This window comes from Wolbachia endosymbiont (group A) of Portevinia maculata, assembly GCF_964028525.1.
GTDB lineage: Bacteria > Pseudomonadota > Alphaproteobacteria > Rickettsiales > Anaplasmataceae > Wolbachia.
The window spans coordinates 482,222-502,231 of record NZ_OZ034786.1 but is presented as its reverse complement, the minus strand read 5'-3'; the positions used below and the strand labels follow the sequence as shown (position 1 = coordinate 502,231).

General features: G+C 35.3%; 16 protein-coding genes and 1 pseudogene. 8 read left to right on the top strand and 9 right to left on the bottom strand.

The window, feature by feature from the left end:
• Positions 1 to 21: 21 nt before the first annotated feature.
• The 5 genes from ABWU36_RS02535 to ABWU36_RS02515 all read right to left on the bottom strand — a co-directional run bounded on the left by ABWU36_RS02535 (position 22) and on the right by ABWU36_RS02515 (position 3,482).
• Entirely contained in the window at positions 22 to 639 is a 618-nt protein-coding gene (locus ABWU36_RS02535; protein ID WP_253309892.1) for an SURF1 family protein, read from the bottom strand.
• A gap of 1 nt (position 640) precedes the next feature.
• Positions 641 to 1,117: a bacterioferritin gene (gene bfr, locus ABWU36_RS02530; RefSeq protein ID WP_253309893.1), complete on the bottom strand. Its 477-nt coding sequence runs from the start codon at positions 1,115 to 1,117 to the stop codon at positions 641 to 643.
• Positions 1,118 to 1,176: 59 nt separating this feature from the next.
• Positions 1,177 to 1,671 carry an RDD family protein gene (locus ABWU36_RS02525; protein WP_253309894.1) on the bottom strand — a complete coding sequence of 165 codons (495 nt, stop codon included), beginning with the start codon at positions 1,669 to 1,671 and terminating at the stop codon, positions 1,177 to 1,179.
• Complete coding sequence (locus ABWU36_RS02520) at positions 1,671 to 2,309, bottom strand: HAD family hydrolase (RefSeq protein WP_353272960.1); 639 nt, start codon at positions 2,307 to 2,309, stop codon at positions 1,671 to 1,673. The genes ABWU36_RS02525 and ABWU36_RS02520 overlap by 1 nt, the downstream gene beginning before the upstream one ends.
• A 170-nt stretch (positions 2,310 to 2,479) precedes the next feature.
• Positions 2,480 to 3,482, bottom strand: a protein-coding gene (locus ABWU36_RS02515; protein WP_353272868.1) for an IS630 family transposase whose coding sequence is annotated in 2 segments (ribosomal slippage) — positions 2,480 to 2,971 and positions 2,973 to 3,482 — 1,002 coding nt in all. Because the reading frame shifts where the segments join, the coding sequence is not laid out codon by codon here.
• Positions 3,483 to 3,572: 90 nt separating this feature from the next.
• Here ABWU36_RS02515 and ABWU36_RS02510 point away from each other — a divergent pair.
• The 7 genes and pseudogenes from ABWU36_RS02510 to hemA all read left to right on the top strand — a co-directional run bounded on the left by ABWU36_RS02510 (position 3,573) and on the right by hemA (position 13,001).
• The gene (locus tag ABWU36_RS02510; protein WP_253309896.1) at positions 3,573 to 4,400 is read left to right on the top strand and encodes a hypothetical protein; all 828 of its coding nucleotides are present in this window, start codon (positions 3,573 to 3,575) and stop codon (positions 4,398 to 4,400) included.
• Positions 4,401 to 4,479: 79 nt separating this feature from the next.
• Positions 4,480 to 4,617 (top strand): hypothetical protein, encoded by a 138-nt coding sequence (locus tag ABWU36_RS02505; RefSeq protein WP_265017218.1) that lies wholly within the window; start codon positions 4,480 to 4,482, stop codon positions 4,615 to 4,617.
• Positions 4,618 to 4,761: 144 nt separating this feature from the next.
• Positions 4,762 to 5,777 (top strand): annotated as a pseudogene (locus tag ABWU36_RS02500) (IS110 family transposase).
• Between the two features lie 226 nt (positions 5,778 to 6,003).
• On the top strand, positions 6,004 to 6,201 hold the full coding sequence (locus ABWU36_RS02495; protein ID WP_353272959.1) for a hypothetical protein: 198 nt from the start codon (positions 6,004 to 6,006) through the stop codon (positions 6,199 to 6,201).
• A gap of 804 nt (positions 6,202 to 7,005) precedes the next feature.
• The gene (htpG, locus tag ABWU36_RS02490; RefSeq protein WP_353272958.1) at positions 7,006 to 8,910 is read left to right on the top strand and encodes a molecular chaperone HtpG; all 1,905 of its coding nucleotides are present in this window, start codon (positions 7,006 to 7,008) and stop codon (positions 8,908 to 8,910) included.
• 159 nt (positions 8,911 to 9,069) lie between these two features.
• Positions 9,070 to 11,724 carry a lipase family protein gene (locus ABWU36_RS02485; protein WP_353272957.1) on the top strand — a complete coding sequence of 885 codons (2,655 nt, stop codon included), beginning with the start codon at positions 9,070 to 9,072 and terminating at the stop codon, positions 11,722 to 11,724.
• Between the two features lie 68 nt (positions 11,725 to 11,792).
• Positions 11,793 to 13,001, top strand: coding sequence for a 5-aminolevulinate synthase (gene hemA, locus ABWU36_RS02480; protein WP_253307234.1), 1,209 nt, complete (start codon positions 11,793 to 11,795; stop codon positions 12,999 to 13,001).
• A 118-nt stretch (positions 13,002 to 13,119) separates the two neighbouring features.
• On the opposite strand, the gene ABWU36_RS02475 is transcribed toward hemA, so the two are convergent.
• From ABWU36_RS02475 to rimM, 3 genes are all read right to left on the bottom strand, one after another.
• Positions 13,120 to 13,815 (bottom strand): inositol monophosphatase family protein, encoded by a 696-nt coding sequence (locus tag ABWU36_RS02475; RefSeq protein ID WP_264736261.1) that lies wholly within the window; start codon positions 13,813 to 13,815, stop codon positions 13,120 to 13,122.
• A gap of 8 nt (positions 13,816 to 13,823) precedes the next feature.
• Positions 13,824 to 14,390, bottom strand: coding sequence for an elongation factor P (gene efp, locus ABWU36_RS02470; RefSeq protein WP_253307236.1), 567 nt, complete (start codon positions 14,388 to 14,390; stop codon positions 13,824 to 13,826).
• Between the two features lie 62 nt (positions 14,391 to 14,452).
• The gene (gene rimM, locus ABWU36_RS02465) at positions 14,453 to 14,959 is read right to left on the bottom strand and encodes a ribosome maturation factor RimM (RefSeq protein WP_253307237.1); all 507 of its coding nucleotides are present in this window, start codon (positions 14,957 to 14,959) and stop codon (positions 14,453 to 14,455) included.
• A 120-nt stretch (positions 14,960 to 15,079) separates the two neighbouring features.
• Between rimM and ABWU36_RS02460 the strand changes: the two genes are divergently transcribed.
• A complete protein-coding gene (locus ABWU36_RS02460; RefSeq protein ID WP_353272956.1) occupies positions 15,080 to 18,778 on the top strand; it encodes a DEAD/DEAH box helicase family protein in 3,699 nt (1,232 codons plus the stop codon).
• On the opposite strand, the gene ABWU36_RS02455 is transcribed toward ABWU36_RS02460, so the two are convergent.
• Positions 18,759 to 19,955, bottom strand: coding sequence for an aspartate aminotransferase family protein (locus tag ABWU36_RS02455; protein WP_264688070.1), 1,197 nt, complete (start codon positions 19,953 to 19,955; stop codon positions 18,759 to 18,761). The genes ABWU36_RS02460 and ABWU36_RS02455 overlap by 20 nt on opposite strands.
• Positions 19,956 to 20,010: the final 55 nt, after the last annotated feature.

Here is a 20,010-nt window from a genome sequence, read left to right as displayed (position 1 = left end):
TAATTTTATGTACAGAAAGCTTCAAGCTTTATTGAGGTTTTGCCTATAGTAAATTACGCACATAATCAACCAAGTTAAGGAAAGTGCAAACCAAGTGATTGCATATTCCAAATGCTTCATTGGCTGTATAGCTACTTTGCTGCCAAAATTGTTCGGCCACAATACACACTTCTCTAGCTTAATACCTAACTCATTGGAAATTTCCTCTGTACTCAGGGTAAACCATGTATTCGAAGCAGTATCGTTTTTGATGAACCAATTTTTGCTTTTATTGCTATCGCAATATAAAGTTCCATCTGCAACTACTTTTTCAATTTTTACTTTTTTCTCCTTTTTTTCTCTGACTATTCCTTTATTCACCAACATGTAACGTCCAGTGGTGAGCAACATAGGAGACAGCACGTGATAGCCGTGTTGCCCTGCAAAAACATATAGTTCTATGTCACTTAGAATCCCATCGATCTTGACATGCCTATAGTTAAATTTTTCAAGGTCGTTATTGGGCAATAGATGAACAACTGGAAGACTCATACTTTTAATAATATTATTCTTCCAGTTCAATCTGAATACTTGCCATAATCCTAATAAAAAAAGAAGCAAGCAAGGTATAATTAAAATAAATACTGTTTTTTTTAACACTCTATATTTGTGTTCTTAAATAGTTTTCAACACCCATTAGTTCAATAAGGTCTATCTGTTTCTCAATCCAATGGAAGTGCTCTTCTTCATTTTTTAACATCTCTTCTAATAACATTACACTAACAAAATCTTTTTCTTTCTCAGCGATAGAAATCGTTTCTTTGATATCCTTAATACCTTTTCCCTCTAATTTTAAATTAGCCTCTAAGATTTTCTGTATTGTGTCTTTTGCAAACTTTCCATCATACTTTGATATTTCATTTGTATCTTGAAAATTTGGTACGCCTTTAAGCAATAAAATTCTTTCTGCCAACTTGTTTGCATGTTCAAGTTCTTCGTTAAGCTCATTTTTTACCTTTTCTGCAAGTCTATTAATTCCATTGTTTTTGAGAACCGCAAAATGCAAAAGATACTGACGTACAGAAGTCAGCTCATTGGTCAATAATTTGTTCAAATGTTTTACTATCTCTTCATTCATAATCTTCCCTTAGTTCAATTTATCAGCATAATTTATATGATAACGATGATTATAGCAACTCATTTAATAGTTCCTTTGATAACAACCGTATTAAATAGCATGTCGTGGTATGTCTGTTTCTTTTTAGAAAAACAAGCAACTAGATACCAGCAGAGAGTGAGCAGCATTATAATTACTTTCAATGCACTCAAGACATTCACTAATACCTCCTGATCTTGCAAAAATTCAGTAAGGACAACTACTACACTGTTTAACAAAGGAAGAAAAAACTGGGAAGTGCTTCTGTCAAACGCTAAATTCAAGTCTATTTTAGAATTATCTAAATTGATAGTACATATATTCATTAACTGTTGACCTGGAGTTGCTTGGGCCTTTGAAGATATAAAATATGTGAAGTAACTACAATTTACACACATGTATGATAGATGTAAGATCAACGGAGAATCCTCTAATAGCAGTATAATTAATAAAGTTGGAATTAATAAAATTGCTACATCTATTAAATATGCGCAAAAGCGCCTTTGTATACTGGCAATCTCTGTAACAGCGGTCATTACCTATCTTCTAAATACTTTATTATAAAATCTGTAAGTTTATCAAAATGTTGAAAACATGACAAATCTTCATAACCGCTTATTGATTGACCGTATATAATAGGTAAACAATTGGCATTTTGTGCACACAGAACATCTGTGATGCTATCACCAACGAAAAACACATTTTCTCTATTTATAGGCAACGTACTCTCTTCTAGTGCAAATAGCAGTGGGGTTGCAGATGGTTTATCTTCCGCGGTATCGCATGACCCAACTACTCTTTCAAAGTAAGAATCTAGTTTAAAATAGGCAACTTCTTTACGTAAATTAGTATTTTTCTTATTACTTACTATTGCTAGATAAATATTGTGGCTTTTCAGTGTCTGCAACATTTTCTCTACTCCTTGATTCAGAGCAATTTTTTGCAATAGTGCATCGTCTAAATATTGTTGATATATCTGGTTCGCTTTTTTCCACTGATCGCCAAATAAATTGACCATATAGCTCTTTCTCGACTCATGGGAATTTCTATCAGCAGCTTTATTACTATACCCCATTGAGTTTATGGTATGCTTAATAGCATTAAAAATGTTATCTTGAGTGTCAACTAAGGTATTATCCCAATCGAATACTACTGCTAATTGACTATCCTTCATCTCTTATATGGTTATACATTTCAACTTAATAAGTAAATAGCATTTTAATAAAAAAAATATAAATAGGACGCTCTTACTCTTTACCACAAGTTATGTTAACTGTTTTTTATATAATTAGCTAATATACTGGTTATATGATATGTTTTAATAGGTAATACCAAATTCCATTACTAATCGAACAAATAAGAAACATTACAAACTCGTTTAATAGTAGTGCTGGAAATACTGACAATAAAATTACACAGAACATCTTCAAGTAAGCCTATGGTATCGTAGACTCTGTTGCGTAAAGTATTGTGTTTGATATATTGCCACAGCCTCTCAACAGGATTCAGTTCCGGTGAATAAGGAGGCAAGTATATAATGGTAATGTTTTCCTGAAATTTCAAACTTTTTGATCTATGCCAACCTGCACAATCCATTACAAGAAAGACTTTTTTCGTGCCTAAATCTTTCGACATCTGCTCCAGAAATATATTCATACAATCAGTGTTTACATATGGAGCAAGTAGGCTAATTTTCTTACCACTTCTTGGATTTACTGCACTGTAGATATAGAAATTTTGTCTACCAATTTTCATTTTAACCTGCGTTCTGACCCCTTTTTTAAACCATCCGTGTCCGATTTTTGAATGAGTTCCAAATCGTGATTCATCAAAAAAATACCTCCTTTTCAGGGTGGGAATTGACTATTTTATTGAAGTATTTTTTAAACTCTTCTTGCTTTTTTTTATCTTGTTTATGGTGAATTGGCCTCGGTGTTATGTAAGAAAATTTCATCCTTTGTATCTCACGGTGCACTGTTGATTTGCTAATGTTTAGGCCAAATTCCTCTGAGATTTTTATTTGCACTTCCTTAATAGTAATATTTGGATTTCTTTCTACCCATATTTCAATTTGCTCACGTTGATTTTTGTTTAATTTGCTTTTCCTTCGCCGTTGAGACGGGGCAAATAATCTTTCTACTCTACCAAATTTTAGATGCTTTATCCATTCAGTCAAAGCAGTCCTTGAAATTTTACATATTCTTGCCACAGCGCTTATACTACTTTCTTTTCCTACTATCACCGCTTGTAACTTTTTTGAAACATATGCGTTATTTCTGACCTTTTTTAACATTTCTTTCGCCAAATTTACAACTTTTTCGTCTAATAGTTTTGACCTTAATGCCATTTATACCTCTCTATTTTATCTACTTTAGTATCACTTCTTTCCCATTATTGTCTATCTGTTCTTTACATAGTGGGAATTGGTATAACAGGTATGGCCCAGACATCTAAAGAAAGTGTTGAAAAAAAGTTTAAAGGTGTCTTTGAACGTTCTCCAGGTGCTTTTCCAGAAGGTACTCCGTTAGAAGAGAAGGTTAATTATATTGCAAAAGGAACAAAGGCTCTAAAGGCTATGAAAAGTAAAGAGCTCGAAAACAAAATGAAAAGCGTTGCAGAATTGAATCAGAAATTTGAAAGTCAAAAAAGGCGTACAGATGAAAAAATACGTCAAGATTTTGAAAGAATTGCTGAGCTTGACCAACAATATAAAGGGAAGGGCATCTTCACAAGTGAAAAAGTTGCAGAATCAAAAAATGACAAAAAATTTCAAGAAGCAGCCAACACTCTTAGAGAAACTACAGCAGAAGGTAAAAGCGTTGAACAGAGTGGACAAAAAAAGACTTCTGAGGCTTCTGTACAAACAGATACACAGCCATCAGAGCACATCGTTAGTCCCTCAGTGAGCAAGAGTTCTGTAAAAGAGAAGCCCAACACTGAGCCAGGCAAAAAAGATACCACACCTCAACCACAAGAAAATCAAAAAGAAGAAGGGTTTTTGAGTCTTCTGAAGCGCTTTGTTAAGAAAATATTAGAAAAACTTTTAGGTGAGGATGAAAAGAGTGTGGAAAATGCTCGTGGCATAAAAGAAGATGCTCAAAGAGATACGTCAAATAACGAAGAGCAACAAAAGAGTAAGCACTTTGATAAAATTTTAAATCAGGACCAAAGTATAAGCGAGGGTTTGAAGCAGGCAACAAAGCTTGAAAACCCAACGATAACACCTGTTAATACTCCTGAAGTAAATACAGGTCGTGAAAGGTGATCCGCTTTCAAGCTTCATTATACCGCCACGAACCATCATACCGCCGCGGTATCTCTAGATCCCGCTAACAAGCAGCGGGATGACGATTGTCCGGGTGTCATCCCAGCGCCTCTATGATGTCATCCCAGTGCCTCCTTCTTGTATCTTGTCAAAAGCATCTAATGTTTTAAGCTTAAGCATTAGGTGGAGAAGGGAGGAACTCTGTGCTTCTTCTTAGATATAAAATCTGTAGAGGAGATAAGAATTCCCTTCTCAAAAGTATAGGCTGGACGGTATCGTAGAAAGACCTGAATGGTTCTAATTCTGTATTCACAAGGTTAGCCTTACTTTTCATTTTTAATGGTAACGTATGGGGTTATATATGATCAACAACTTTTTGGGCATAGATATATCAAAAGATCGCTTTGATGTTTTTCTCTCATTTATAAGCAAAAAAGGAAAGCGTGAAACTAGAAAAAGAAGCTTTAAGAACGATGGTTTCAAAGTCTACTGAATTTTCTACACAAACATAATGTAGAAAAAGTAAAAACCTGCATGGAATCTACTGGTTGTTATAGCGAAGCACTGGCTGAATTTCTACACAATGCTGGACATTTTGTAAGTGTTGTAAATCCTTATTGCATAAAATCTTATGCAAGGAGTAAGCTGATACGACAAAAGAATGATCAGACCGATGCAGAAGTTATTGCTGATTATTGCCAAAGACAGGAACCTTCTAGTTGGACACCACCTTCTCCTGAAATGAAAAAATTAAAACATCTTTATCGTTGCTCAGTTGCGTTAAAAGATGAGTTAACATTAGTAAATAACCACTTAGAAAAAAAAGAGAGACTGCCTAAAGAAGTTGCAAATGCTTGGGAAGACCTTGCAATGAATATAGCTCAAAAAATAGAAACAATAAAAAACTCCGTACGTGAACTATTAAATCAACACAAAGAATTGTTGGAAAATTTTCAACTTCTATTGACTATTCCAGGCATAGGAGAAGAATCAGCAATAGCTATTTTAGCTGAAGTTTCTGATATAGAGGTTTTTAGAGATGCCAGGCAATTGGCAGCATATACAGGAGTTATACCACGAAATATGACGTCAGGTTCCTCTGTATATGCCAAACCCAGATTAAGTAAATCCGGTTCACAAACATTACGTAAGGCACTTTTCTTTCCTGCCATAGTAGCTAAGAATCACAATCCTATCATTATGAGCTTTTGCCAAAGATTAAAGGAAAAGGGTAAGCATAATATGGCCATCGTTGGTGCTGCAATGCGTAAGCTACTCCATATCATTTTCGGTATTCTGACATCCAAAAGTGCTTTTGATCCTAACCATATCAAAAACTACAGGGCTAGGAGGTTGACTGAAGGTTTAGTACTTTAAAATCAAAAATGCTTCCTATCTATCTTATGTAAAGTGGTATCTTACACAAATTTATTGAATGTTGTTGGTTAGTGGATATGTTGATAAGTAAACTTCATCTGTTTTGTGCGTATAAAACTAATTTACTTATCAACATATCCACTAACTATAATCTGTGTACTGTTACACAATTGGAAGTATTTTTTGATTTTATGATGCAACTTGGGAAATTTTTATAATTTTTTTGTTGACTAACAAGACGGTATCTCCTGTCATTCCAGTGCCCAGATACTGGGATCCAGTTTCACCTTATGATGGTGTCATGAAAGTAGCTGACACTGGTTTCCATCCAAGACGGTGTCATTCCAGTCTGGAATCCAGAAAAAAGAATGGTGTCATCCCAGTGCCCAGACACTGGGATCCAGGAATTTTATTAAGTTGGTAAGCATAAAAATAGATGTTTTACGTTAAAATACAACGTTTTCGATGAGATTATATGGAAAACTGGATCCCAGTGTCAAGCACTGGGATGACAAAAAAAGGAGTACTGGAATGACAGCAGTCCTACGTCATACCGCGATTCATTCGCGGTATCTCAGCCGCTAACTGTTCTCCCTCGTCATACCGTCACGGTATCTCTAGATCCCGCTAACAAGCAGCGGGATGACGATTGTCGTTTAGCTATAAATATTTAAGAAATTTACCAAACGGAAAAAAAGGCAAAAGAAGCCCTGGTCATTGTCTATTTTCTGTATTGGCGTTTTTTTAAGTCTTAAACGCTGCAATTTAGCTGCTTTTAAGTGCAACTAACCTTAGCTTAAATGTTTAAGAAATTTACTAAGCAGAAAAAAAGGCAAGAGAAACCCCGTGTTAGCTAGTTGTCACTCTCTAATCCTGCAAATTGGCGTACTATACTGTCTTAAACGACTTATAAGCGCGTTTCAGCTTATATAGGTAAAAACCCAGAAATGTTGTGAAGACATAAGGTGCACATAGTGCAAAAAATTAAAAATAAGACGCCAACTACGTTGTTTTCTTGCTGTTTAATCTGCACAGATGAAGATAAATGAATACCTTCAGTTTCATGATAAGGGGGTTGGCGAAGGGTGTCAAGGAATTTTTATGCAAGAGATCCCATAAATTGGGTGTCATAATATGGCGGCTACATTAATTTTGGCGTGCGTGACCTTGAAAGATTGCAGTGCAATACTTAGATTATTAGGGTAGTAGGCAAATAATGGAGCTCAAAATGCATAACGTACAAGAAACTGAAAATTTAAAATTTGACGCTGAAGTAGGGAAAGTACTGAATATAGTGATTCATTCACTTTATACTAATAAGGACATTTTTCTGCGTGAGTTAATATCAAATGCATCGGATGCATGTGATAAATTGCGCTATGAATCTCAATCTAATTCAAATTTGCTAGATTCAAGTGATGAGTTAAAAATCACTATTAGCTCCAATAAAGATAAGAACGAGCTATATATCACTGATAATGGCATCGGAATGAACAGACAAAATTTAATAGATAACCTTGGTACAATTGCAAGCTCTGGTACGCAAAAGTTCTTAGATGCGATTAAAAATAGCAAGGATTCAAGCCAAGCTGTGGAGCTGATTGGGAAGTTTGGTGTTGGTTTTTACTCAAGCTTTATGGTTGCATCAGAAGTAATAGTAGAGTCAAGAAAAGCTGGAGAGGAGGAGTCTTGGGTCTGGAAATCCAAGGGAGATGGAGAGTATTCGATAAGTAAACTAGATAATCAAATTTCTCGTGGAACTAAAATTACACTCATTATGCGTCCTGAAGAGAATGAGTTTTTAGATAAATTTCGTGTTGAAAACATTGTCACTACTTACTCTGATCACATAAATTTTCCTGTTGAATTCATAAATGAAGAAGGAAAAAGTGAAAAGTTAAACAGTAAGGCTGCAATTTGGACTAAGCCAAAAAATGATGTTACTCAAGAGGAACACAATGATTTTTTCCGCAGTGTTGCTCACGTTGGCGGGGAGCCTTGGATGATATTGCATAATAAAAATGAAGGTGCAATAGAATATACAAATTTGCTTTATGTTCCCTCTATTAAACCTTTTGATTTATTTCATCCAGATAGACGTTGCTCTGTTAAGTTATATGTAAATAAAGTATTTATCACTGAAGATAACGTACAGATCATACCGCAGTATTTACGTTTTCTGAAAGGTATTGTTGATTCACCGGACTTGCCTCTTAATATCAGCAGAGAAACGCTGCAGAATAATCGTGTTGTTGAGCAAATCAGAAAATCCTTAACTAAACGCGCGATATCAGAGCTCGGTAAAAAGGCAAAAGAGAATTTAGAGGAATATACAAAATTCTGGACCAATTTTGGTGCAGTATTAAAAGAGGGTCTTTGTGAAGCTATGCCAACTGATGAGAGAGAAGCGCTACTCTCGATTTGCAGATTTCATAGCACTGGTGATGAGAAATTAGTCAGCATTGATGACTACATAAGCAGAATGAAGCCTGAGCAGGAACATATCTATTATCTCACCGGGAATAGCCTCGATTCAGTGAAAAACAGTCCGCAACTTGAGGGATTCGTCAGTAAAGGACTAGAAGTGCTCCTATTTGTTGATCCAGTTGATGATTTCTGGACTAGCGTGATTCATGAATATAAAGATCAAAAATTTAAGTCTGTGACCCGCGCTGATGTTGATTTGGAAAAATTCTCTTCAGAAGAAGATAAAAAAGATGAGGAAAATAAGCAAGATGAAGAAAAGACTGAAGAAAATACGGACTCTATACTGCAATATTTCACCAAGGTTCTTGGCAATTCAGTGAAAAGCGTGAAAATCTCAAAAAAACTGACTGACAGCCCTGTATGTCTAGCAGTTGATGAAGGTGCTATGGATCTTCGCATGGAGCGTTTTTTGCGTGAACAAAAGCAGCTAAATTACCGCACGCCAAAGGTACTGGAAATTAACACTAAGCATCCTGTAATAAAAAGCATAATGAAATCTCACGCTGAAAATGGTGAAAACCCAACATTGGAAGACATGATTCATTTATTATTTTACCAAGCTTGCATCGTGGAAGGTGAAGAGATGGATGATGTAAGTCTGTTTGCTAAGAGAGTTAATAATTTGCTTGGCAAGATTGTTGTCTAATACTATACTAGATTAGTTATTTATGTGAGGTAATATATAATTAATCTACTTAGAAAACCTATTCCACAAACAGCAGGTGTTACAGGAAAAGGTAAAAGCAGGAATAATTCTAGGAATCTAACTAAAATTGCAGGATTTAACCAAAAGAAGTTATTAGAGATGATCAACTTCGCTATGGTAGGCTATTATGTTAGTGATTGTGGTTGTAAAAACAATGAGTTTGTTAAGCTAAAGAAAGGAGGATATAAAACTCCTGCTCAACTTGAGAAAGAGGGTTACAAAGTTGTTCAATTTCATGGCATTATTTCTGACCAAGAAGTTCGACATACTGGTTATGTTTTCATAAGGGGTAAGGAAGTAACTATAGCATACCGCGGTACTTGTAATTCTTATGACTTCAAGAGAGATGTTGAAATACCTTTAATTCGTCAATATGAACTTCTGCCCAAAGGTGGTAAAATTCACCTAGGCTTCTACTCCGTATTTGAAAATTCCTGGGAGAGCCTTTACGGGATATTAAAAGGATATGCTAACGATCAAGGATTAGAAATCAGAGATTTAAAAATTAATCTTACAGGTCACAGCATGGGAGGTGCTGTCGCTAACATAGCTGCTCTATGTTTAAGTGTAACAGAGGATGCAAAAGATTTGCATATTGCAACTTTTGGTGCACCAAGGGTTTTTAACCGTAATGCTGCTAAAGTCTGTAATGAGCTCTTCGGAAGAAAGACTATTAGAGTAGTTGATCGATCAGATTCCATACCTTCATTACCACCTAATTTTATGGGCTATAAACATGTAGGCAAACAATTAAAAATAGGAAGACATTCCGTGCCGGCGCTACGTGACCACAAATTGGAAGTTTATCATGATCTTATTTTAAAAATAAAGCCAAAAAATTTTAAGTCGGATAATAATACATCTGCAACATGCTACATCCTTTCCCGGACTGCTAGGGAAGTGTATGATGTACTAACTGTACCCAGTTGTCTTATTCCAAGCACCCATTCAAGTAGCGATAAACAATATTTTGAACGAGTGAAAGATCAACATAAGAATGCTTCATTCTCTGAAATAATTAATATATATTCTGAGCTCAGCAATAGAAATGATAAATTTCTTGACAAAGATAGAAGAAATGGTATTATGGGTGACATAAGGGCTTCAATAAAGAAGCCCAGAGGCAATTATAATAAGGAGGGTGTAATGACCAAATTTAAAGAACAAAGTGAAAAGTCAGTCAGTTTGGGAGGAGGACTTCCTAATATTGACAATTTGACTAATTCTAAAGGAGGATCGACGATCAATTTGAGGGAACAAAACAAAAGGGATGAGACTAGTTTGGTAGAATCGTTTGAAAAATGGGCCAATTCGGGGGAAATTTTTGATATTGGCAGTCCGAATAATCTTGAAGAAGGTGAAAAGACTGTGGTTGAACGTGTAGAATATTTTAACAAGTATTTGAACAATCCTAAACCTAGTAAGCACACCCGTCTAGGAGTACCTACTATGGGTGTCAATCAGGTCCATTTAAAACAAAGTAAAAAGAAGTCAGTCAGTTTGGGAGGAGGACTTTCCGATGTTAATATTTTGACCAATTCGGGAATAGAAACTCCTGATGCTGACAAGTCGACCAACTCTAAAGAGGAGAGACAAAGTAAAAAGGGGTCGGTTCAGAAAAGACTTTCTAATTTTTTCCGTCCTAAAAAAAAGACACAAAGTAATGAAAGGTCGACCAGTTTGAGAGAACTTTTTACTCTTCGAGAAACGATAAATGAGGCCGAGGCAGAAATTAATGGTTTGCAGGGCGAGGAAAAGAATCAACAAGAAAGCAAACTTAAAGAAATTAAGGAATTGTTTCCGTTTTCTAGGATTCAAACTAACCAAGGAAAGGCCATAGAAGAAATTCTTTGTAATGTTCTTGAGAGTGTTGATCTTGAGACAGTAAAACTTATAGTGGGACAGAAAAAAATTTATATAACTGCATCTGCTGAATTTGCTTTACGGGAAGCATTAAGCAAAGCCAAGACAAAAGTTGCTAGTTTAGAGGGCGAGGAGAAAAGTAAACAAGGAGGCAAACTCAGAGAGATTGTGAAACTTCTTAGTGAATGGCTTGTAATTCAAAATGATCATGCACCATCAGTAAGTGATGAGCTAGATTCTTCAAGTAAAGATGTTAGTGATACTACAGGTACTCTTGCTAATCAGTCTACTGAATACATAACACTACAAACAAGTGATACGCCAGATTCCTCAAGTGATGAGGAGGATAATCACCAGCGTGAAAGTGAAGATAATCCACAACCAGAAACTTTAGTTAACGATACAAACACCTTGGATGATAATGCTAGTCTCTCAAGCAGTGATGAGCATAGCAGCACCTCTTCAAATGCTGGCGATGTGTCTACAACTGAAGATATTACTGACAATGAAGAGCCTGTGGTAACTACAACAGATAGTAAAGAGGGTAATGATCAACCTACAGGTAAAGGTGATTCACAAGGTCCGCAGATTATTGTCATCGGTAATTCTAATAACGTAGTTGTTGAAGATAACGATGTTGAAACGCACCCACAAAGTACAAAAAGTAGTAAGCTGCCTGTTATAGCTGCTTCTGCACTAGCACTAGCTGGAGTTGCTTCGGGAGCGGCTATTGTAGTTTGCCTAGAGATGTTAGCAGTGGGAATAGCAGTTGGAGCTTGTTGTTTAGTTGCTGCTGTAATCATATATTGCTGTAACAGACCTTCAAGTTCACTTGAGGGTGGTAATGTTGAACCTGTAGCTAACAGAAAGTTTGTTGAAACAGTAAGTTGAAGAATAAATATTGTAGTTTACCATTTAATAATTTATTATAATTATATTAATTATTAGCGAATGAAAACTTGGTAAACTACGAAGAAATATTCTTAAACAAAATCAAAGATATAAAAGATGAGGGGCGCTACCGTGAATTTATGCACTTTGCGTCATTGCCAGGTAGGCTCCCCCACATTATGGACTATGAAAGAAATAGGGAAGTAATAGTCTGGTGCAGTAATAACTATTTAGGAATGTCACAAAATGAGAAAGTTATTGCCGCTATTCAAAATTCATCAATTGGTGCGGGGGGAACAAGAAATATATCTGGTACAACAAAAGAGGTTGTAGAACTGGAAAAATCCTTAGCTTGTTTGCATAAAAAAGAGGCTGCTTTAACTTTTGCTTGTGGCTACCTTGCTAACCAGACAACACTTAGCACTTTATCGTCTATTATCCCAAATGTAGTAATTTTTTCAGACGAGAAGAACCATTCTTCAATGATAGAAGGCATAAAATCAGGAAAAAGACCAAAACATATATTTAAACACAATGATGTTGATCACTTAGAGCAGTTGTTAAAGTCCGTAGACACAAAAACACCAAAGATAATAGCACTTGAATCCGTATATTCAATGGATGGCGATATAGCGCCGCTTGAAGCGATATGCGATCTTGCAGATCAACATAATGCAATCACCTATTTGGACGAGGTGCACGCAGTTGGCATGTATGGTTCACATGGTGGCGGAATTGCAGAAAGAGAAGGCCTGATGGATAGAATAACCGTCATTCAAGGTACACTATCGAAGGCTTTTGGAGTGATGGGTGGGTATATAGCGTCTTCAAAGAGCTTGGTAGATGTAATAAGAAGTTCCGCTCCAGGATTTATTTTCACCACTGCTATGTCGCCTGTTTTAGCAGCGGCAGCAAAGGCAAGCGTTGAACACCTAAAATCGAGCAACATTGAAAGGGAAAAGCAAAAGCAAGTCGTTGAAAAAGTAAAAAACTCACTGAGAAATACAGGAATTAACTTCATTCCAACAGAAACTCATATAATTCCAATAATAATTGGCGACCCAGAGTTATCCAAAGGAGCATCAAAATTATTATTTGATGAGCATGGAATATACGTTCAACATATAAATTATCCAACAGTGCCAAGAGGAACTGAGCGTTTCCGTATTACCCCTACACCTTATCATACTGATGAAATGATAGAACATTTAACAGAATCTCTTGTAAAAGTTTTTGAGAAGTTGTCTATCTCTGTAGCCTGTTTATGCTATAGCTAGTACAGCCCTACGTCATACCGCGATTTATTCGCGGTATCTCAGCATGGATTCCGCTAACAAGTAGCGGAATGACGAGTTTTACGCTTATCAAATTGTAGGTAAACATAAATTACTTTAGCTATAGTTTTATATCTCCAGCAATGATTAGCCCGTTGTCTTCCGTTAGCCTTCCACCGCTTTCTTGCAGAAAAAGTCTACCGAGCAAGGCTTTATATTTGTTAATTCCAGAGTAAATTATTCCACTGTGCCTTCCTGCTGCAAGGTACGCAAAGCCTAAAATTGTTGAACCGATGGAGCGTACATTACTATTGCCAGGCAGCAATTTATTTAATAAATTACCACTTACATCTATTAGACCCCCTTCACGGCTTTTCACCCGCATTTTTATATGACGAGATCTAAAATCCTCAAGAAAAGCACCTTTCTTTTCTTCTGCCCAAAAAGTTTCTCTAAGAGCCGGAGCATCAATTACAGCTGCCACAACTTTATTTTTATGAATGAGACAGACTGATACTGCAAAATAAACCATGCAACTAGAAAAGTTCTCCCTGCCCTCTATAGGCATAATAAACCAAGTGTAACCGTTATCTTTTATTTCTTGGTCAGTATCATCTTCGGAAATAAACCCATAGTCTCGTTTGTAGTCGTGCAAGCAATCGTATATGGTTTGCTTGGATTTTGAATAAGTTTTATTAATGAAGTCTGCTGATTTAACATTAGAAATTTGCAATTCATTAAAATCGCGCATAAGCTGCCTGGAAGCGCTACGCACAGAATCAAGCATCACATTAATTCGTGGTGATGAGATGGACATTCTTCCTTTTACTCTTTCACTCTTTCATAATAGCTGTCATCTGGAGTATATACTACAATTTTATCCTCTTCTTTTATAAACTGAGGCACGTTAACGCGCATTCCGTTTTCTAAAATTGCAGGCTTATAAGAAGCAGTAGCAGTTTGTCCTTTAATAACAGACTCTGTTTCTTTCACAGCAAGTGTAACATAATCAGGTACATGCGCAGAAATTATTTTGTCTTGATAAGTTACTACTTTAATTTTCATATTATCTTGCAAATAAATCTTTTTTTCTCCCAATAAGTCCAAATTTATAGTGATTTGCTCGTAATTACTTGGATGCATAAGATTTACAATGTTTCCTTCAGTGAAAAGGTAAACATACTCCTCTTCATCTAAAATTGCTCTTCTGATTGTTGCATCAGAGCGAAATCTTTCATAGTGTTTTGCTCCGGTTTTAATGTTTTTCATTTCAGCTTGTATGTATGCACCACCTTTACCAGGTTGAGTATGCATAATACCTACAACCAAAAATAATCCGCCGTTATGTTCCAACACCTGACCTGGTCTGATATCGTTAGCTCTTTCTGCCATAATTACATTTTCAGTTCGATCTTACAATTATAAATAGCTTTATATAAATATCAAAGTCTTTATTAGTCAATAAATTCTGGCATATTGAGCACCATATACCTCTCCTTCATGTTTATGTGCGGAAACATTTCTTTGGTAAAAGACAGCATAATGCGTTTTTTTGTGCTGATAACTAAAATTTCTAATATATCCCCTGAGCCGAAATTATATATAGATTTTACATTGCCATATAATTCATTACTTTCCAGCCTTACTTCCATATCTACAAGGTCACTTTGATAAAATTCATTCTCATCATTTAGCTTCGGTAGCTTGCTTCTTTCTATATACAGCTTCTTATTCCTTAAAAGCTCTGCTTCATTACGGGAATTTACTCCGCTGATTGTAGCTATTACTAGATTATCACCTATGACGGATACTAAGTCTATTTTATAATTCTCATCACCACTTATTAGCTCACCATATAAGGAGATATTTTCAGGTTTTTCGGTAAAAGTTTTTAATTTAACAGCTCCTTTAATTCCGTGAGGAGAAGTAATCATTCCGAGGCATACCAGATTGTCGTTCATATTAAGATGATAACTAATGTTGGATTTTTTGTCTATAAGGCATAAAATACCTAAAAATGTTTGTTGTAATTCTATCAATACAATGTATTATGGAATACATTGTATTGATAGTGGGAAGATATGAGTCAATGTATTACTAATCAAATAAAAGAGCTTATCCCTCATTTAAAGGAAGTTAATAGTAAGCTACAAGGTGAATCTATAAAGCTCTTCAGTGACAAAGAATCTATAATAGTAGAACGTCGTAAACCTGTTGTTGAAGAGATGCTAAAGCATCTAGAAAGTTCTTCCATCACTAACTGTAATACTATGATTGATGCAGAAACTGGGTTTGGCAAGACTTATGATATTGGATTGTGGAGTCATGCGCTAGCTCAAGCAGGATACCACCATTTAGTTGCAGTGCCAAATGGTAATTTAGTTGAACAAGCTAAGAAAATGATAGATGGTGCATTTACTGTAGATGTTAAAACACCTAAAACTGTGCAAGAAATTAAAGATGCGCTGAAAGTCACTGAACCTACAACAATTATAGTAACACATGATCTGCTTTTACAGCAAGAGAATGATCGAAAATTTGAAGAGCAAAACGGTGAAAAGCCTAAATTGTGGGTTAGTGTTGATGAAGCAGATAGCATTAACAAGCAGCAGGCCTTTGAAAATATGTGCAAACTTGATGCGGAATATCCTACGACTTACCTAACCGCAACACCAAAGAAAAGGATCTTAAACAGATGTGGAAAAATTATCAGTCCTACAAGATCAAGTAGACGCTGCATTGCAGACACTATCAAAACAGTAAATGTTATTGCAAAAACTAATGAAAGAGAAAAATTCAATCGAGCATTCGTGATGAATGTTGCTGCTACCATAATACCTTTAATTACATTATTCCCTATTATAAATAGTAATGTTGCTGCAATAATTGGTCTAACTTCAGATTATTGGCTGTATTCCGCTTTAATTAATAATCTATACTTTACAATTTCTTTCGTTATACTTTCTATAGTAATGTTGCCAATTTGGTGGGTGTTGACCAAAATAACTGGAGTAGAATCAAAAGAACTGCTCCTTAGGTTTGCTGCTAACGTGCGCAGCTTATTTACTAGGGAAAAGTCTAGTCCAGCTCATGAATATGTTGAAGAATGTGAAGAAGTTTTTAATTACAATAAACTTGTTGACTCTGATAATCTGCTGGAATCTGTAAGGTGGAACGTACAAAGCCCAATTGGGGAAAATGCTCTTATTCTAGTTGATGATGTGAATAGCATAATTAACCTTAGCTTTGCATTGCAAGGTAAGAATAATTTGGTATATGAAGATGGTACGCGTTATGAAGTTTATAATAAATTTCAGCCTGAAGGGATGTCGTACCAAGATTACAGACTCAAATTACGTCAATCAAACTTTATAAACTGCGTTAAAAAGCAACACCCTGGTCTAACGGAAGAACAGATATCTAAATTGAAAGACAAGGTAGATTTTAGCAATACTGCTAAGTATCTAGAATACAGAGTAATGCACTCAATGATTGATCTTACACTTTCGTATTTAGTGGAATGCGATAACACCGCTTTGGATAAACAAAGAAGAAAAGATTTAGGTGGATTAATAGAAGAGGTTAAAAATAAGGTTAGTACTGCTAATGATAGCAGCATTACAGATTTTCTAAAGAAAAAAGGTTTTAGTGAGAAATTCGCTAAGGATGAGCTTTTACCACAGATAAAGACAGTAATTAAAGCATTGAGTAAAAGCAATGATAAACAACGCAGTCTAATAGTTGATAACTGGCACTTAAGCAAGGAGTTACATAGTTTCATAGAACAACAGGGGGATGTACTACATAACCTAAACGACTTCTGCGAAAAAAATAAATGTATTTTTGCAGGATTTGGAAAAAATGATCTTGATATTAGACAAGATAAACCTTTCTTTAAAATCATGCATGATAGCAAAAGTCAATACGAAGCTGACTATTGTAATTATGACCAAGGCGATTTAAATACATTAGCTAAATATGCGTTGACAACAATTATAGACGAATCAAAAAGTCGTGGTTTCGATAGTGAGTATAATCACGTTGCATCAATATTTACAGATTCAACTAGTCAGTTCAACAATCCAGCAGAAGCTTTGCAGAATTTGGGAAGAAATAGAGAACGCAATCCTAACAGGCAACCTTGGTTTTTTGCTGCTGGAGGTGAAAAAATTGAGTTATTTGTAGATAAAGTTTTAGCAAAATTAAAAAGCGCACTGCAGGATTTTTGTCAAAAGGTTTTATTTCCAGCCACTGATAGGTACAATAAACTAATAAAAAATAGAATGGGAATAGAGCTTGGAGAAAAAATAGAGATCTATATTAGCGAAAACATGGATGCACTAGGAAATATCGATGACGCAGCTCTGAAAAAATTTTCAAAGGATTTGATAAAAGAGGTGTATGAAAAAGTACATGATATAAATGATTTTGACGTAGGAAAGACAGAAAAAGATTTACGTAAGATTTTAAAAAGCACAGAAAAATATCTTTGTTCATATGAAGACAGAATTAAAAACAACGGTAAATTATCTTGCACACGCTCAGTTCTATTTTCTGTGGGAAGTGCTATTGTAAAGTCCATGTATTATCTATGGGCAGGATTTGACTATTTAGTCTTTTTAGCTAAAGCGTATAATGTAGGTAAGTCTGAAAATGCTGATGCAAAGGCATATGTACATATAATCAGAAACTGCTACTTTGAAAGTAGTGTGAAGGCTCAAAATATGTTAAGTCATGTATTAAAAATTGCCGGAGAAAATGATGATAGTTTTACACAAAATAGTTTGTACGAAGGCAATGGAGATAGGTGTAAAGAAAAAATCATCTCATATTTTCAATCCAAACAATATATATATGCATTAGATAAAACGATTTCTCGCATTGAAAATGAGCATTTAGCAACAGTTTTGAAAGCCGTAGGTTGCAGAGATGATGCTAATAAAACAGCACAAGAAATTAAAGACTTTTTGTACGATTTAAAGAATTTAAGCTGCGCAGACTTTAGAAAAAAGCATTATTGTGGATGTTCATATAAAATGAGCAATTTATACAAGATCAATAATCAAATTAGTATGGTAATTGATGAAGTTATAGATTGCCATAAATGGCGTCATGGAGTAATTTCAAAGCGGGACAATCTTTTGAGAGGTTTTTTTCCAGAGTTGGAAGAAAATTTTGGTTTAGAACTTAAATTAAAAACTAACCATAATATTTTTAAAGTAAAAGTTAACAATAACTTTTCTGAATTGTATCGCAAGAACTGGAAAGAACATTCTAGACAAAGGATGGTCTTGGGTACAGCTATGCTATTTATCGGACTTATAGTTTCAGCGAAGCTTATATATGAAATATCATTAGGCCATACTATGCTATTGCCATCACTTTGCGGTTTCATAGCATTTGGACCGCTAGCATTTTTGTGTGGTGCATTATTATGTGGAATAACGACCTATTTAGTGAAAGGGACATTTTTTCTTTTTGGAATACCAATCCTGTTAGAGGGATTATCGAAATGCGTTTTTAGAAACGATTTAGTACAGGATTTATCAGAAACGACATTATCATTTGGTAATAGCGTTTTCTTCCAGGTTCCAAAAAGCATCTTACAATCATTTATATTTGAGGATGCAACAAAGTTTGACTCACTAAGTGATATAAATGGACTTACATTGATAAAAGAGCAAGATAAGGTAAAATGCATGAATGAAGTAGCTACTACTATAATTTCGGTACAAACAACAGTTGGTAAACAGCCAGATCTTACGTGTGTATTTGCTTGATTTCACTAGAAGATTTCTCAGATAAATATTGAGTCAAAATCTCGATGCCTTCATCAATTTCTTTCTCGGTGATAATTAGTGGAGGTAAAATTCTCACAACGTTATCTGATGTTACCCCAACAGTAAGCAAGCCGCGATAACTTAGCTCTTCTGCAAACTTTTTATTGTTTGCTTTCACCTTTATTCCAAGCATTAACCCTTTCCCTCTCACTTCTTCTATTATTGGAAATTTACTTGCTAAGTCTTCTAATTTATTTTTTAAATACTTACCTCTAATTTCAACATTTTTCAAAAAGCCAGGACTGAGCAATTCTTCGAGCACAGCATTACCTACTGAGGTTGCAAGCGGATTGCCACCAAAAGTGGAACCGTGCATACCGACCGCCATATACTTAGCAGCCTTTTCAGTTGCAAGACAAGCCCCTAGCGGAAAGCCTCCTCCTATTCCCTTTGCAAGAGCACATATATCAGGTTCCACTCCTATATGTTCGTATGCGAATAATTTTCCTGTCCTACCAGCACCGCATTGTACGCAATCAAAAAATAACAATATGTCATTTTCATCACACAGCTTTCTTAGTTCTTTCATAAAGACTTCATTCATTACTTTGATACCACCTTGCCCTTGTATTGGTTCTATTAATATAACGCCTATACCACTTGAAATTGCTTTCTTTACACTCTCAATATTGGGCTCGATATTATCACACCAATCAATACAGGGACTCAGTAATTCAGAAAATTTCTGTTTATCGTTTGCAGCACAAGTTAGGAAGGTTCTTCCATGAAATGCACCATGGAATGTTAAAATTCTGTGACGGTTTTTATTGCCTTTTCCGTTTTGATAGACCCTAGCAATCTTAAGCCCACATTCTACTGCCTCTGATCCAGAATTTGAGAAAAATACAGTGTCAGCGAAACTGTTGTTTATTAATTTTTCTGCAAAATTATTGGCAGCAGGTATATTATAGGTATTTGATATATGCCATAATTCTTCTCCTTGCAATTTTAGAGCACTAATTAATCGCGAATTGGTGTGACCTAAGCTACTAACGGCTATTCCAGAGTGAAAATCTACGTAGCGCTTACCGTCAATATCATACAAGTAAATACCTTTACCATAAGAAAAATTTATGTTAACAGGAGAATAAACTGGCAAAATAGGAGAAATTGTCATAAAATATTATATGCTAAATTTTATTATTAATAACATAAAAACCGTTGTTTCACAA

What these genes read in the sequence shown, in the direction of transcription:
- ABWU36_RS02510 (WP_253309896.1), top strand. Translation starts at nt 3,573, where the DNA reads ATGGCCCAGACATCTAAAGAAAGTGTTGAAAAAAAGTTTAAAGGTGTC.
- ABWU36_RS02525 (WP_253309894.1), bottom strand. Translation starts at nt 1,671, where the DNA reads ATGACCGCTGTTACAGAGATTGCCAGTATACAAAGGCGCTTTTGCGCA.
- ABWU36_RS02460 (WP_353272956.1), top strand. Translation starts at nt 15,080, where the DNA reads ATGAGTCAATGTATTACTAATCAAATAAAAGAGCTTATCCCTCATTTA.
- ABWU36_RS02485 (WP_353272957.1), top strand. Translation starts at nt 9,070, where the DNA reads ATGATCAACTTCGCTATGGTAGGCTATTATGTTAGTGATTGTGGTTGT.
- bfr (WP_253309893.1), bottom strand. Translation starts at nt 1,117, where the DNA reads ATGAATGAAGAGATAGTAAAACATTTGAACAAATTATTGACCAATGAG.
- htpG (WP_353272958.1), top strand. Translation starts at nt 7,006, where the DNA reads ATGCATAACGTACAAGAAACTGAAAATTTAAAATTTGACGCTGAAGTA.
- ABWU36_RS02475 (WP_264736261.1), bottom strand. Translation starts at nt 13,815, where the DNA reads ATGTCCATCTCATCACCACGAATTAATGTGATGCTTGATTCTGTGCGT.
- ABWU36_RS02455 (WP_264688070.1), bottom strand. Translation starts at nt 19,955, where the DNA reads ATGACAATTTCTCCTATTTTGCCAGTTTATTCTCCTGTTAACATAAAT.
- ABWU36_RS02520 (WP_353272960.1), bottom strand. Translation starts at nt 2,309, where the DNA reads ATGAAGGATAGTCAATTAGCAGTAGTATTCGATTGGGATAATACCTTA.
- efp (WP_253307236.1), bottom strand. Translation starts at nt 14,390, where the DNA reads ATGGCAGAAAGAGCTAACGATATCAGACCAGGTCAGGTGTTGGAACAT.
- rimM (WP_253307237.1), bottom strand. Translation starts at nt 14,959, where the DNA reads ATGAACGACAATCTGGTATGCCTCGGAATGATTACTTCTCCTCACGGA.
- ABWU36_RS02505 (WP_265017218.1), top strand. Translation starts at nt 4,480, where the DNA reads ATGACGATTGTCCGGGTGTCATCCCAGCGCCTCTATGATGTCATCCCA.